The 13,725-nt window shown below is 70.4% G+C and carries 17 protein-coding genes; 10 read left to right on the top strand and 7 right to left on the bottom strand.

Annotated elements, in window-relative coordinates; all coding sequences use genetic code 11:
• Positions 1-195: 195 nt before the first annotated feature.
• Genes ACI3KX_RS02500 through ACI3KX_RS02490 form a run of 3 tightly spaced genes read left to right on the top strand, consistent with a single transcriptional unit; the run spans position 196 to position 2,527 of the window.
• Positions 196-1,326, top strand: coding sequence for an alcohol dehydrogenase catalytic domain-containing protein (locus tag ACI3KX_RS02500; protein ID WP_404907532.1), 1,131 nt, complete (start codon positions 196-198; stop codon positions 1,324-1,326).
• Complete coding sequence (locus tag ACI3KX_RS02495; RefSeq protein WP_308868127.1) at positions 1,323-2,072, top strand: SDR family oxidoreductase; 750 nt, start codon at positions 1,323-1,325, stop codon at positions 2,070-2,072. Before ACI3KX_RS02500 ends, ACI3KX_RS02495 begins: the two co-directional genes overlap by 4 nt.
• Positions 2,069-2,527 carry a MaoC family dehydratase gene (locus ACI3KX_RS02490; RefSeq protein ID WP_363358025.1) on the top strand — a complete coding sequence of 153 codons (459 nt, stop codon included), beginning with the start codon at positions 2,069-2,071 and terminating at the stop codon, positions 2,525-2,527. Before ACI3KX_RS02495 ends, ACI3KX_RS02490 begins: the two co-directional genes overlap by 4 nt.
• A gap of 40 nt (positions 2,528-2,567) precedes the next feature.
• On the opposite strand, the gene ACI3KX_RS02485 is transcribed toward ACI3KX_RS02490, so the two are convergent.
• From ACI3KX_RS02485 to ACI3KX_RS02475, 3 genes are all read right to left on the bottom strand, one after another.
• Positions 2,568-3,188 carry a VanZ family protein gene (locus ACI3KX_RS02485; protein ID WP_404907529.1) on the bottom strand — a complete coding sequence of 207 codons (621 nt, stop codon included), beginning with the start codon at positions 3,186-3,188 and terminating at the stop codon, positions 2,568-2,570.
• A gap of 159 nt (positions 3,189-3,347) precedes the next feature.
• Positions 3,348-4,388 (bottom strand): serine hydrolase domain-containing protein, encoded by a 1,041-nt coding sequence (locus ACI3KX_RS02480; RefSeq protein ID WP_404907528.1) that lies wholly within the window; start codon positions 4,386-4,388, stop codon positions 3,348-3,350.
• 175 nt (positions 4,389-4,563) lie between these two features.
• A complete protein-coding gene (locus tag ACI3KX_RS02475; protein ID WP_404907526.1) occupies positions 4,564-5,142 on the bottom strand; it encodes an ATP-binding protein in 579 nt (192 codons plus the stop codon).
• 95 nt (positions 5,143-5,237) lie between these two features.
• On the opposite strand from ACI3KX_RS02475, the gene ACI3KX_RS02470 reads away from it, so the two are divergent.
• The gene (locus ACI3KX_RS02470; protein WP_363358029.1) at positions 5,238-5,483 is read left to right on the top strand and encodes a hypothetical protein; all 246 of its coding nucleotides are present in this window, start codon (positions 5,238-5,240) and stop codon (positions 5,481-5,483) included.
• A gap of 64 nt (positions 5,484-5,547) precedes the next feature.
• Here the strand turns inward: ACI3KX_RS02470 and ACI3KX_RS02465 are convergent, their stop codons facing one another.
• Positions 5,548-5,940 carry a hypothetical protein gene (locus ACI3KX_RS02465; protein ID WP_363358030.1) on the bottom strand — a complete coding sequence of 131 codons (393 nt, stop codon included), beginning with the start codon at positions 5,938-5,940 and terminating at the stop codon, positions 5,548-5,550.
• 125 nt (positions 5,941-6,065) lie between these two features.
• Between ACI3KX_RS02465 and ACI3KX_RS02460 the strand changes: the two genes are divergently transcribed.
• Complete coding sequence (locus ACI3KX_RS02460; RefSeq protein WP_363358031.1) at positions 6,066-6,278, top strand: hypothetical protein; 213 nt, start codon at positions 6,066-6,068, stop codon at positions 6,276-6,278.
• 28 nt (positions 6,279-6,306) lie between these two features.
• Here the strand turns inward: ACI3KX_RS02460 and ACI3KX_RS02455 are convergent, their stop codons facing one another.
• Positions 6,307-6,867 (bottom strand): hypothetical protein, encoded by a 561-nt coding sequence (locus tag ACI3KX_RS02455; protein WP_404907525.1) that lies wholly within the window; start codon positions 6,865-6,867, stop codon positions 6,307-6,309.
• Positions 6,868-7,253: 386 nt separating this feature from the next.
• Between ACI3KX_RS02455 and ACI3KX_RS02450 the strand changes: the two genes are divergently transcribed.
• Complete coding sequence (locus ACI3KX_RS02450) at positions 7,254-7,475, top strand: hypothetical protein (RefSeq protein ID WP_363358032.1); 222 nt, start codon at positions 7,254-7,256, stop codon at positions 7,473-7,475.
• An 83-nt stretch (positions 7,476-7,558) separates the two neighbouring features.
• Here ACI3KX_RS02450 and ACI3KX_RS02445 read toward each other — a convergent pair whose 3' ends face one another.
• Positions 7,559-8,773 carry an acetyl-CoA C-acetyltransferase gene (locus ACI3KX_RS02445; protein ID WP_404907523.1) on the bottom strand — a complete coding sequence of 405 codons (1,215 nt, stop codon included), beginning with the start codon at positions 8,771-8,773 and terminating at the stop codon, positions 7,559-7,561.
• A 91-nt stretch (positions 8,774-8,864) separates the two neighbouring features.
• Complete coding sequence (locus ACI3KX_RS02440; RefSeq protein WP_363358034.1) at positions 8,865-10,121, bottom strand: acyl-CoA dehydrogenase family protein; 1,257 nt, start codon at positions 10,119-10,121, stop codon at positions 8,865-8,867.
• 109 nt (positions 10,122-10,230) lie between these two features.
• On the opposite strand from ACI3KX_RS02440, the gene ACI3KX_RS02435 reads away from it, so the two are divergent.
• The 4 genes from ACI3KX_RS02435 to ACI3KX_RS02420 all read left to right on the top strand — a co-directional run bounded on the left by ACI3KX_RS02435 (position 10,231) and on the right by ACI3KX_RS02420 (position 13,715).
• Positions 10,231-10,896 (top strand): QsdR family transcriptional regulator, encoded by a 666-nt coding sequence (locus ACI3KX_RS02435; RefSeq protein WP_404907521.1) that lies wholly within the window; start codon positions 10,231-10,233, stop codon positions 10,894-10,896.
• A complete protein-coding gene (locus tag ACI3KX_RS02430; RefSeq protein ID WP_404907519.1) occupies positions 10,893-11,315 on the top strand; it encodes an acyl-CoA thioesterase in 423 nt (140 codons plus the stop codon). The genes ACI3KX_RS02435 and ACI3KX_RS02430 overlap by 4 nt, the downstream gene beginning before the upstream one ends.
• Before the next feature lie 136 nt (positions 11,316-11,451).
• The gene (locus ACI3KX_RS02425) at positions 11,452-12,510 is read left to right on the top strand and encodes a phosphotransferase family protein (protein WP_404907517.1); all 1,059 of its coding nucleotides are present in this window, start codon (positions 11,452-11,454) and stop codon (positions 12,508-12,510) included.
• Positions 12,510-13,715: an acyl-CoA dehydrogenase family protein gene (locus ACI3KX_RS02420; RefSeq protein ID WP_404907515.1), complete on the top strand. Its 1,206-nt coding sequence runs from the start codon at positions 12,510-12,512 to the stop codon at positions 13,713-13,715. The genes ACI3KX_RS02425 and ACI3KX_RS02420 overlap by 1 nt, the downstream gene beginning before the upstream one ends.
• The last annotated feature ends 10 nt before the right edge of the window (positions 13,716-13,725 follow it).

Here is a 13,725-nt window from a genome sequence, read left to right as displayed (position 1 = left end):
GCCCGGCCACGGGTGGCGCGCGTTCCTGTCTTCGCGGAGCCTCCTGCGGTAGACCTCCCGATCCCGGCTGTTCCCCCGGTGGAGGCGCGCATACCGCGCGGTCGGTATGCTAGTCATCCATCGCCCCTCGACCGAATCGCGAGAGGCTGGTGCAGCGCCGCCGATGTGCGGGTGGCGTCACGACGAGGAGGTCGGATGAAGATCACCGGAGCGGTGCTCGAGATCTCGGGCGCGCAGCCGCCGTTCGCGCGGAGCCGCCCCTTCACGGTGGGCGAGCTCGAGCTCGACGAGCCGCGCGCCGGCGAGCTGCTCGTGCGCATCGAGGCGGCCGGCGTCTGCCACTCCGACCTGAGCGTCGTCGACGGCAACCGCGTGCGGCCTGTTCCGATGCTGCTCGGCCATGAGGCCGCCGGCATCGTGGAGCAGGTCGGTGGCGGTGTCGACGACATCGCGGTCGGCGATCGCGTCGTCATGACGTTCCTCCCCCGCTGCGGCGCGTGCGACGGATGCCGCACCGACGGCCGCCTCCCCTGCGCCCCGGGCACGGCCGCGAACAACGCGGGCACGCTGCTCGGCGGCGGCATCCGGCTGCATCGCGGTGCGGAGCGCTCGGCTGCGCAGGAGGTGCACCATCACCTGGGCGTCTCGGCGTTCGCGACCCACGCGGTGGTGAGCCGGGCGTCCGTCGTGCCGGTGGATCCCGACGTGCCGGCCGAGATCGCCGCCCTGCTGGGCTGCGCCGTGCTCACGGGCGGCGGCGCGGTCGTGAATGCCGGGCAGCCCGCGGCGGGCGTTCGCGTCGCTGTGGTGGGACTCGGCGGGGTGGGTATGGCGGCGCTTCTGGTCGCCGTGGCCCTCGGGCACGAGGTGATCGGGATCGACACCGTGCCCGGCAAGCTCGCGTACGCGCTCTCGTGCGGCGCCGCAGAGGCCCTGACACCGGCGGAGGCCGTGGACCGCGGCATCCGTGCCCCCGTCGTCGTCGAGGCCGCCGGAGCGGTGCGCGCGTTCGAGACGGCCGTGGCGCTCACGGCGCCGGGCGGCACCACCGTCACGGTGGGGCTCCCCGCACCCGACGCCCGGGCGAGCGTCTCACCGCTCGTGCTCACCGCCGAGGCACGCACGATCGTCGGCAGCTACCTCGGATCCGCGGTGCCCAGCCGCGACATCCCCCGTTACGTCGAGCTGTGGCGCGCGGGACGCCTGCCGCTCGAGCGCCTCGTCTCGTCCCGCATCGGCCTCGACGACCTCGACGCCGCCATGGACCGGCTCGCCGCAGGCGGCGAGCTGCGCCAGCTGATCACCTTCGAAGGGAACCACGCATGACCAGGACCGCCATCGTCACGGGTGCCGCGCGCGGCATCGGAGCCGCCACCGCCAAGCGCCTCGCCGCCGACGGCAACGCCGTCGCCGTTCTCGACCTCGACGAGGCGCAGTGCGCCGAGACCGTGGGAGCGATCACGGATGCCGGGGGCCGCGCCCTCGCCGTCGGCGCGAACGTGGCCGACGCGGCGTCGGTCGAGCGCGCGGTCGCGCACATCGCCGAAGAACTCGGCGCGCCGACCATCCTCGTCAACAACGCCGGGATCATCCGCGACAACCTGCTGTTCAAGATGACCGAGGACGACTGGGATGCCGTCCTCGCGGTGCACCTGCGCGGCGCATTCCTGATGTCGCGCGCGGTGCAGGACCACCAGGTGAAGGCCGGCTGGGGCCGCGTCGTGAATCTGTCGTCGACGTCGGCGCTGGGCAACCGCGGCCAGGCGAACTACGCCGCCGCGAAAGCGGGCATGCAGGGATTCACCAAGACGCTCGCGATCGAGCTCGGCCGGTTCGGTGTCACGGCCAACGCGGTCGCCCCCGGCTTCATCGTCACCGACATGACGCGGGCGACCGCCGAGCGCATCGGCGTCTCGTTCGAGGACTTCATCGCGCACAACGCCGCCGAGATCCCGGTCGGCCGGGCGGGTGAACCCGACGACATCGCCGCGGCCGTCTCGTTCTTCTGCTCCGAGGAGGCCGGCTTCGTCTCGGGCCAGGTGCTGTACGTCGCGGGAGGGCCGCGCGCATGAGCATCGTCGTCGACTCCCCCGCAGCCCTCGCCGAAGCCGTCGGCAGCACCGCCGTCGGCGATTGGTTCCTCATCGACCAGCATCGGATTCAGGCGTTCGCCGACGCCACCGAGGACTGGCAGTGGATCCACCTCGACGCCGATCGCGCGGCATCCGGTCCGTTCGGCACCACCATCGCCCACGGCTACCTGACGCTGTCGCTCCTCCCGCGGCTCACCCAGGGACTGCTCGCGGTCGACGGCGCCGCGATGGTGGTCAACTACGGGCTCGACAAGGTGCGCTTCCTGCAGCCCGTGGTCGTCGACTCCCGTGTGCGGGGCGTGACCGAGATCGCCTCGGCCGAGCCGTCGCCGCAGGGCTACCGGGTGGGCCTGCGGACGACGGTCGAGCTGGAGGGCTCCGACCGCCCCGCGCTGGTGGCCGAGACCGTGGCACTGTTCGTCCCGGAGGCCTGAGCGCCCGCGAACTGACGGGATCGGGGTCGACGCCGCGGCGTCAGGGAAGCTCGTCGCCGACGCCGCCCCCGTCGATCGCGTGACTCGCTGCGGGGCCGAGGCCCGCGGCCGGCGGCGGGCGGAAGTGGATCGGGGAGGCGATGAAGAGCGCGACCGCGAGCACGGCCAGCAGGGTCCCCACGACGCAGACCCGGACGAGGATGCCGCGCGCACGCTCCCGCGACCGGAGCCGGGTGAACGCGACGAGACCGAAGCCGATCAGAGCGCCGGCGGTGTTGACCAGGACGTCGGTGGCGTCGGTGCTGCCGATGGCCAGCACGAACTGGGTCGCCTCGAGCGCAAGGCTGACGGTGGCGGCGACGCCCGCGAGGCGGCGCCAGCTCCACCGCGGCGCGAGAAGTCCGAGAAACAGACCTAAGGGCACGAAGAGCAGCAGGTTGACGATGACCTCGGAGGGCCTGCTGGCCCCCTGTTCAGCGGTCGCGACGAACGGGACGAGTTTGATCACACGATCCACGCCGCCGACCCAGGGAAGCTCGAGCTTCCAGAGCACGATCCACACGAGCAGGAGGACGTAGATCGCCAACGCCGCGATCAGGCGGAACGGGGTCGCGGGGGCGGGAGCGGCCTCCCGATCGGGCTGCAGTGCGGTGTTCGTCATGGCGTCCCGGTCTCCGGATCTGATCGGGGCTGGATGCCCGTCGTGCGTCCCTTCTCGACGAGGAGGGTGAATCCAGTGAACGGCACCGGATGTTGCGTCCGCGTATCGTCCAGCGGGTCCCCCTGCGGCCACTCCACGACAGGGTCGCGCGGCTTCCTCCTAGCTTTCGTCCGGGAACTTCCCCCGGACGGTTCCGTCCATGGCATCCGCGAGAGCGTAGATCACCGGCCAGGCGCCCTCAGAGCTGTTCCCGAGCACGGTCACCGTGGTGCGTGTCTCCGGAATGTGCGTGGACCGGAACGATGCGCCGGCGTCATAGCCCTCCAGGATCAGAGACGAATTGCGGCGGCCCAGCCACAACCCCATCCCGTACCGCATGTGCTCGGCCGGCACGTCGAAGCGGGGACGGATCATCTCGGCGAGCGTGTCCGGCGACACGATCCGGCCATCCAGCAATGCGTTCCAGAACCGGTGCAGGTCATCGGCCGTGAAGTACATCCCGCCGTCGCCGTTGCCCCGCACCGGGAGGTGCAGCACGTTGGTGCGGTTGCCCTCCTCATCCAGGTAGCCGAGGGCGGCATCCCCGGGGAGGTCATCGGAGCGGAGGAATGCCGAGCCGGTGAGTCCCGCCCGCTCGCAGACTTCGGTCTGGACCAGTTCATGGAAACCGCGGCCGCTGACGCGCTCGGCGACGAGCGCGAGCACCATGTACCCGCCATTGCAGTACGAGAATCGCTCGCCGGGCGGGAACTTCTGCGGGAACCCGTCGAGCGCGGGCAGGAACGCCTCGGTCTCGGCGAGCAGATGCAGCGGCAGGGAGAAGACGTAGTCGTCGATGTCTCCGTCGCCTTCCTCGTCGAGGTAGTCCCCGATACCGGAGGTGTGGGTGAGCAGGTGCTCGATCGTCACCGCGTCGTCGATCAGGGGCAGGTCGTCGCCGAGAGTGGGACGCACGAGGTCCTGCAGAGCGAGCAGGCCGCCCTCGACGAGTCGCATGATCACGAGAGCAGTGAAGCCCTTGTTGCCGCTGGCGGCCGAGATGCGAGTGCTCGGCGTATTCGGAACCCGGAGGGCGCGGTTCGCGAAACCCTCGCAGCGCTCGAGCGTGCGCCGGTCACCGACATCGATCGTGAGCACCCCGCTGAACGACTCCGCCTCGATCGCGGCATCAAGCGCCTCGGGGGTGATGGGAATGGTCATTGTGGGATCTCCAATTGCCGCTCGTTGCCAATCGATGATCGCTCAAGCATGTCGGAGATCACATTGTGCGGCGAGGGGTCGGTCAGCTTGTGCGGCGACGGGTCGGTCGGCGGGCGTTTGGAGATCTTGCAGCGTTACCGGATCTGCCCGCGCCGGCCGCTCGCGGCCAGCCTCGTCACGGCCGTCGAACGGCGACCGACAGGTGCTCGCCGATCTTCATGGGGAGATCGCTCAGCGGTTGCAGCTGCGGGATCGGCAGGAAGTGGACGGTGGTGCCGGTCGTGCCATCGTCGGCGATCGGGGTCAGGTCTGTCACCGGGATCGCATGCTCGTACCTCTGCGTCCATGAGCCGTTGCCCCGACGGTTCGTGTGCGTCACCCACTCGCTCAAGGCCGCCGCGACCGACATGCCGCGCCGCAGATGACCGTCCGGCAATACCGCCGACGGCTCGTCGAAGAATCGCAGGTCCTTCGTCGCGATGACGGGCTTCCTCGTCGGTCGGCCGTCGGCGTCGAGGCGAGTATCCGTCCCTCGACCATCGTCTGCGACGGAGATCGAACCATCGGAGTGCAGGGTGACGACCGCCATCCCGCCTTCGCGGGAGTCCGCTTCCTCCGCCGCATACGCCAGCACCTCGAGCACCAGGTGCGTGATCCCCCCGGGAGCGAACGCCTCCGGAGTGCGACGAATGAGCTCCAAATGGTCGACATCGACCGTGCGGGACCAGTCGTGGGTGGTTTCCGGCGGAGTCACCGATCCAGCTTGCCACCTCGCGCAGAGTGTCACCACCGACGCTCACCTCCTGTGGACCGAGTCGCCGAAAGCGGGTCGATCCGCGAGTCTGGGCCATGCTGTTCGCGTTCACGTGGGGCATGCTCGGAGTCATGGCAGGTGCGCCGACGGGCTTCGAGTTCACAGTACGGGGCGAGCGTGTGGAGATACGCCACAACGGTCGCCTGGCAGCGACGCTACGCAAGTCGGCGGCGCTCAAGTTCCTCGCCGATGTCGACCGCGGCGACCCTCAGCATGTGATGGCGCGGGTCACCGGCGACTACAGGCGCGGAAACGAACGGTCAGTCAATCACCGGCCGTAGCTCGAGAAGGCGCGATCCCCGATTCCGCGCGCCCGCCAACCGCCGACGCGGCAGCACGGCTGCGCTACGGCGTGCCGGCGGCATCCCATTCACGGCGCAGGTACCGCGGCGCCTGCACGCGCCAAGCCTCGATCACCAGTTCGGCGAGGTGATCGTCATCGATCGCCGCCATGCGGAAGGCCACCTTCGGCTCGCCCCACGGCGTGGTGGCGCCCAGGAACACGTCGGGTGCCATCTCGCGGAGCGCGAGCGCGTCGATCGGGTCGGCGATCTTCACCCCCACCACGAGCTCGGCCGCGATGATCGCACGCACGTCGGGCGGGGTGCTCGGCCACGGGTGGCACTCCCACGCGTAGAGCTTGCCGCGTACGAACCATGCGGCGCCGCCGGTCGTCGCGCGCTCTTCACTGCCGGGGAGTCCGTTCGCGGTGCGGCGCAGATCGTCGAGGGTGGCCACGGACCCACCCTAGGCAGCACCTCCGACACGGCCACCCCGCCATCGCGTCAGCGGCACCCTGCGCCTGCGTCACCGATCGCGCATTCCTCTCTATCGGTGCGGCACCGCGGAACTAGGGTGGTCGCGTGAAGCGCATCTGGCCGTATCTCGTGCCCGGCGTGGTGCTGGCCGCGGTCGGGTTGGTCTGGACTCTGCAAGGCTTCGGTGTGCTGGGCGGGTCCGTGATGAGCGGCTCGGCCTTGTGGGCGACGATCGGCCCGGTCGTACTGCTGGTCGGTCTGATGCTGATCGGGATCGCGGTCACCATCGCTGTGCGCCGTCGTCGGGGGACGCGCTGAGCGCCGGCGACTGATCGGCCGCCGCTCGTCAGCTTGTGAAGATCGCGTCGTCGTAGCCGAGCGTCGCCGGCGCGATCGAGTACTGGAGGGTTGCCGGGTCGGCCACCGACCACGCCTCGTTCCAGGTGATCGAGTTGCCCGGAAGAACCGGGTCGGTCGGTGCGAAGACGGCGAGCTCGACGGGACCGCCGATGTCGGTGATCGAGGACGCCGTGACGCCGCCCGACACCATCGAGCCCATCACCAGCGGCTCGAACGTCTCGGCTGAGTTGTTGGTGAGGGTGACCGTCACGAGGATCTGATTCGCGTGGTCGACGCCCGCGGCGTACTCCGTGGGGACATAGGCGCCGAGCGAAACACTCATCGACATGTCGTCCTCCCACGTATAGGTGTCGCCGAACTTGAGCACGTTCGCCGCGACGGCCGGTGCAGCCTCGGCCTCCTCGGCACTGCTCTCCGACCGAGAGACCGGCGGCTTGGTGTCACCGCTGTCGCCCTTCGCACCGCCTACCGACGAGCAGCCGGTCAGTGTCACGATCAGCCCCGCAGCGACGGCGATGGACAAGAGAGCGGGCTTATTGATGCTCATGATGTGGACACTCCTGATGGTTGTGAGAGGGCTGATCTGCCCGAGCTGCTTCCTGTCTCCCCCCAGATTCCCCGGAGACAGGAAGCAACCCGCACCGTCAGAGCCAGTGCAGTCGTCCGCACGTGAGCGCCATGGACAGCGACGGAGCATGACAACGCTCCGCGCGCGTCGGCGGAGCCTGGTGGTGCGCACCGAAAGCTCGACCGGGCTCCGCTCTGCAGCCATGCGCGACCCTCGGGTCACAGGCGCTTCGCGAAGACCGTCTCGGGCCTCTATGCTGACTCTATTCGGCTCCTATGGGCATGGTAAAGGCGCACTAAGCAGGTTCTCAGCGCTCTCACTGCGCATGCTAAGGTGCGCGTATGGCACGTCCTTATCAGGATCCGGTGGAGATCATCACCGCGCCGGTTCCCGCACAATCACCGTTCATCCCGGCCGACGCGAAGATCGTTGTGGGCGCGGTCGCGCCGGCCTCTCCGGATCCGATCCCGATCGTGCTGCTGCCGGGATTCGAGTACCGGATTCATGAGTGGCGACACCCCACCACTCATGAGATCCACTGGAGACTCGAACGCCGCAGGTCCGCTCGACCGGGCGACGACGGGTAGGAGCGGCCGACGAGTCCGTCCCCGCCGTTCGGCAGGAACGCCGTGGCTGACAGGGCGAGCCACCCTGCCCCGCGCTGCTCTTGTCAGACCCGCTCGAGCACCATCGCCATCCCCTGACCACCGCCCACGCACATCGTCTCGAGGCCGTACCTTCCGCCGGTGGCGGCAAGGCCGTTGATGAGGGTGGAGGTGATGCGGGCACCGGTCATGCCGAACGGGTGCCCCACGGCGATCGCACCGCCGTGCACGTTGAGGCGCTCCGGGGCGACACCGAGCTCGCGCGCCGACGGGATCACCTGCGCCGCGAACGCCTCGTTGATCTCGACGAGATCCATGTCGTCGATCGAGAGACCCGCCAGCGCCAGGGCGCGCCGCGACGCCTCCACCGGTCCGAGCCCCATCACCTCCGGCGAGAGTCCCGAGACGCCCGTCGACACGATGCGCGCGAGCGGCTCGAGGCTCAGCTCGTCGACCACCCGGTCCGAGACGACGACGACCGCCGCCGCACCGTCGTTGAGCGGGCAGCAGTTGCCGGCGGTCACCGTGCCGTCGGGCCGGAAGACCGGCTCCAGGCCCGCCAGGCCTTCAACGATCACCCCGGCCCGCGGGCCGTCGTCCGCCGCGACGACCGTGCCGTCGGTGAGCGTGACGGGCGTGATGTCGCGCGCCCAGAATCCGGAGGCGATCGCCGCCTCGGCCCGCTGCTGCGAGCGCGCGGCGAACTCGTCCTGCTCCTCGCGCGTCACGCCTCGCAGCTGCGCGACGTTCTCGGCCGTCTGCCCCATCGCGATGTAGGGATCGGGCAGCGCGCCGTCGGCACGCGGATCCGTCCACGGCGCCGCGCCGGCCGCCGACCTCGCGGCGGTGCGCGCGATCGACGCCGTGAACGCCGGGTTCACGGCATCCGGAAGATCTGACGCCCCCGCGCCGTACCGCGACACCGACTCGACGCCGGCCGAGACGAAGACGTCACCCTCGCCGGCCTTGATCGCGTGGAACGCCATGCGCGTCGTCTGCAGCGAGGACGAGCAGTAGCGGTTGACGGTCGCGCCGGGCACGGCATCCCATCCCAGGAGCACCGCCACGATGCGCGCGAGGTTGAAGCCCTGCTCACCGGCCGGCTGACCGCAGCCGAGCAGCAGGTCGTCAATGCGCGCCGGATCCAGCGCAGGCAGCTTCTCGAGTGCGGCACTGACCATGCGCGCCGCCAGGTCGTCGGGTCGCATGTCGATGAGCGATCCCTTGCGCGCGCGCCCGATCGGCGAGCGCGCGGTGGCCACGATGTAGGCCTCGGTCATGGTTCTCCTTCGGGGGACGGATGCCGCGGCACGGCGCAGCGGCGCACTCGGAACGCGCAGCTGCACTGCCGCCGTTCCGCGGACAAGCAGGTCAGACGAACGCGGCGATGCCCGTGATGGCACGGCCCACGATGAGGGAGTTCATGTCGTAGGTGCCCTCGAACGTGTACACCGCCTCGGCGTCGGCGAAGTAGCGCGCGATGCCGTAGCCGGCGGGGATGCCCAGCTGCTCCTGCCCGCCGAGCTGCACCCCGTTGCCGCCGCAGATCTCGCGGCAGAGCGCCACCGTCTCGCGGACCCGCGCGCTGACGAAGGCCTTCGCCATGGCGGAGTGGTGGTCCTTCTGCACGCCGTCGTCCTGCAGCTGCGAGACACGCACGCACATGCCGATGCAGGCGGTGATGTTGGCGAGCGCGTCGGCGAGCTTCTGCTGGACGAGCTGGAACGACGCGATGGGCTTGCCGAACTGCACGCGGGCCTTCGCGTAGGCGACCGCGCACTCGTACGCGCCGACCGCGACGCCGAGAGCCTGCCACGCGACCTGCGCGCGAGTGAGACGCAGCACGACAGCGAGATCGCGGAACCCGTCGATGCGCTGCAGCCGGTCGCTCTCGGGGACCACGACGTCGGTCAGCACGATGTCGGCGTTCTCGACGGTCCGCAGGGACTGCTTGCGCTCGATCTTGGTCGCCTCGAAGCCCACCGAGGGTGTGCGCACGAGGAAGCCCTTGACCTGGTCGTCCGCGACGTCGCGCGCCCAGATCACGACGACGTCGGCGAACGCGCCGTTGCCGATCCAGCGCTTCGCACCGTTGAGCACCCACTCGTCGCCGCGACGCTCCGCCGTCGTCTCGAGGCCCTTCGCCGTGTCGGAGCCGTGGCCGGGCTCGGTGAGTCCGAAGCAGGCGATCTGCTCGCCGCGGGCGAGCACGGGCAGCCATTCGGCCCGCTGCTCGTCCGACCCGCCCACCGCGATCGAGGTCATCGCGAGGCCGCTGTGCACGCCGATGAACGTGGCCGTCGACGGATCGGCGCGCGAGATCTCCATCGCGACCCAGCCGCGAAACACGTTGCTGTTCTCGAAGGTGCGCGTCTCGGCGAACGCGTTGCCGTACAGCCCGAGCGCGGCGATCTGCGGGACGAGGTGTCGGGGGCTCTCGGCGCGGTCCCAGTGGTCGTCGGCGAACGGCCGCACCTCGGTCTCGAGGAACTCGCGGATCTCGCGCAGGGCCTGCTGCTCGGCATCCGTGAGAAGGTTCTGGAACTCGTAGAAGTCTGCGTCGAGCACGTCCGCACGGGCGCCGGGCGCCGTCTCGTCCGCCTGCGGCTCGGTCAAGGTGAACGTCATCGTCTCTCCTTCGGTGGTCGTCCGACGAGTATGCATCACTTTCCAGAACGTTGCACAACACTTTCAGAAACGTTGCAGCAATCTTGGACCCGACGGGTAGAGTTCCCGCATGAGCTCACCGGCAGCCGCGGCCCCGACGACGACCGCACCCGCGACCATCTCGCGCGTGGGGACGGATGCCGCACCCTCGTGGCTGTCGGAGCGCCTCGCGAGCGGAAGCCACCCCGACGCCCAGCGCGCGTTCGACGCGGCACGCGCCACACTGATCAGCGGACGCCGCATCGACATGAGCGCGCTCGCCGGCGACCTGGGGGTCGACCGCACGTCGCTGTTCCGCTGGGTCGGCAATCGCGACGCGCTGCTGAGCGAGGTGCTGTGGTCACTGGCGATCCCGACCCTGGTGCAGGCAGAGCATGCGTGCCGCACCCTCGCGGGCGGCGAGCGGGTCGCCGGCATCCTGACGCACTTCGTCGACGACCTCATCACGGCCGAGTACTTCCGATCCTTCCTGCGGCGCGAGCCGGCGCGCGCGCTGCGACTGCTCACCACGAAGGAGAGCCCGATCCAGCGTCGATACGTCGCCACCGCGGACTGGCTCGTGCGCCGCGACCTCGGCGAGGCGCCGCTCGGCGGAGCGATCACCCCCGCCGAACTCGCGTACATCCTCGTGCGGCTGTCGGAGTCGTTCACGTACGCCGACCTCATCTCGGGCGACACCCCGAGCGCCGAGCGCGCCCGCGTCGCCTTCCGCCTCATGCTGCGGGTCGGCGAATGAGCGCCGCATACCCGGTGCGCGAGCCGTTCCCGACCCGGTGGAACGACAACGACCAGTACGGGCACCTCAACAACACGGTGTACTACGCGGCGATGGACACCGCGGTCAACGCCTTCATGATCCGCGAAGGCGGCCTGGAGCCCTTCGGCGGCGATGCGATCGCGCTCTGCGCGGCGTCGTCGTGCGAATTCCTCGCGTCAGCCGGCTTCCCGGACACCCTCGAGGTCGGGATCGGCGTCGAGCGCCTCGGCACGACGAGCGTCACCTGGGCGCTCGGCATCCTCCGTACCGGCCAAGACGAGCCGATCGCGACCGGGCGCTTCGTGCACGTCTTCGTGGATGCCGAGGCCCGGCGCCCGACGCCGGTGCCGGCATCCATCCGCGCAGCGATCGAGTCCCGGCTTCTCGCGACCGGCTGAGCACGCTTCGCCTCGGTCGCCGGCGCTCCCTCGCTGAGCAACCGGGGCTCATCGTCTCGGCACGCACCCGGACAAACCGACCATCCGGTATGCTGAGGTCACCACCCCGCCGACGGGGACGGGGAGAGGGCCGACGATGACCGGAGTTCCGGGACTGGATGTCGCGGGGTTGACCGCGTGGCTGCGCGAGGCGCACCCCGACCTCGCCGCCGGCGCGCTCACGGCGGAGGTGATCGCCGGGGGCCGCAGCAACCTCACGTACGCGATCGACGGAGCGCGCATCCCGCTCATCGTGCGGCGCCCTCCGCTCGGGCACGTGCTGTCCAGCGCGCACGACATGCGGCGCGAGCATCGCGTCATCTCCGCCCTGGCCGGCACCGCGGTGCCGGTTCCGCAGGCCATCGACGTGGTCGACGACACCGGGCCCGCCAAGGTCACCGGCACCGTCTTCTTCGTGATGGAGCGCGCTCCGGGCCGCGTCCTGGCTCGGCGCGAGCAGAACGCCGAGTACACCGCCGATGGCGTGCGGCGGCTGAGCCTCGACCTCGCCCGGCATCTCGCCGACCTCCACGCCGTCGATCCCGCCGCCGTCGGCCTCGGCGATTTCGGCCGCCCCGACGGCTACCTCGAGCGCCAGCTCGCGACGTGGCGTCGCCAGCTGGATGCTTCGCGTTCTCGGGCGACGCCGGTGCTCGACGCGCTGCAGTCGAGTCTTGCCGACGGCGTGCCGGCCTCCACTCGGTCCGGGATCGTGCACGGCGACTATCGCCTCGACAACGCGCTGGTCGTCGGCGAGGCGGATGACCCGCGGATCTCGGCGATCCTCGACTGGGAGATGGCGACCATCGGCGACCCGCTCGTCGACCTCGGCATCTTCGCCCTGTACTGGGACATCGGCGAGCTGCCCGGCGGAGGCGGCGTGGTGCCCAGCGCCGTCGACACCGCCGCCGGCTACCCGTCCTTCGACGAGCTCGCCGAGGCCTACGCGGAGCGCGCCGGCATCGCCGTGCCCGACCTGCGGTGGTACCGCGCGTTCGCCGCGTACAAGCTGGCCGTGATCCTCGAGGGCATCCACTTCCGGTATCAGGCCGGCGACACCGTGGGCGAAGGCTTCGACCGCATGGGCGCGCTCGTCGAACCCCTCGCCCGCACAGGCCTCGGCGCGGCCGAGGCCGGCACACAGGAGGTGCACTGATGGACTTCGCCCCCGATGCGACCACCCGCGACTACACCGAGCGGGCACGAGCCTTCCTCGAGGAGCATGTGCTCCCCGCCGAGCCCGTCCTCGACGAGCAGCTGGCCGCGACACCCGACGAGTGGACGGTCCGCCCGGTGGTGCGCGAGCTGCAGGAGAAGGCCCGCGCACAGGGCCTCTGGAACCTCTTCCTTCCCGGTGACCACGGCGGAGCCGGGCTCACGAACCTGCAGTACGCGCCCGTCGCCGAGATCACCGGCTGGAGCCCGCGCCTCGCGCCGGCCGCGTTCAACTGCGCCGCGCCCGACACCGGCAACATGGAGGTGCTCAACGACTTCGGCACGGCCGTGCAGAAGGAGCGCTGGCTCGAGCCGCTGCTGGATGCCCGCATCCGTTCGGCGTTCTGCATGACCGAGCCCGAGGTGGCGTCGTCCGACGCGACGAACATCGGCACCAGCATCCGCCGCGACGGCGATCACTACGTGATCACCGGCCGCAAGTGGTGGTCCACCGGCGCCATGAACCCCGACGCCGCCGTCTTCATCGTCATGGGCAAGACGGATCCGGATGCGGCGCGCCACCGCCAGCAGTCCATGATCCTGGTCCCGCGCGACGCCCCGGGAGTGCGGATCGTGCGCCCGCTGAGCGTGTTCGGCTACGACGATCGCGACCACGGCGGTCACGCAGAGGTGGCCTTCGACGAGGTGCGCGTGCCGGTCGAGAACCTCATCTCCGGCGAGGGCGACGGGTTCGCCATCGCGCAGGCGCGGCTCGGTCCCGGCCGCATCCACCACTGCATGCGCGCGCTCGGCATGGGCGAGCGCGCCCTCGCGCTGATGATCGAGCGCGCGTCGTCGCGGCACGCATTCGGGCGCGCGCTGTCCGAGCAGGGGGTCGTGCGCGAGTGGATCGCCGAGGCCCGCATCCAGCTCGAGGCCCTGCGCCTGCTCGTGCTGAAGACGGCCTGGCTCATGGACACCGTGGGCAACCGGCACGCGATGACCGAGATCCAGGCGATCAAGATCGCCGTGCCGCGAGCGGTGCAGCAGATCATCGACCGTGCCATCCAGCTCCACGGCGGCGCGGGGGTCTCGTCCGACACCCCGTTGGCCGAGCTGTACGCCGGGGTCCGTTCGCTGCGCATCGCGGACGGCCCCGACGAGGTCCACCTGGCGAGCCTCGGTCGCGCACAGCTGCGCGCCTGAGCCCGCGCGA

Origin of the sequence: Microbacterium sp. ZW CA_36, assembly GCF_044987475.1 — a bacterium.
Classification (GTDB): Bacteria; Actinomycetota; Actinomycetes; order Actinomycetales; family Microbacteriaceae; genus Microbacterium.
The sequence above is the reverse complement of the archived record's forward strand: the minus strand, read 5'-3'. Positions and strand labels throughout refer to the sequence as shown.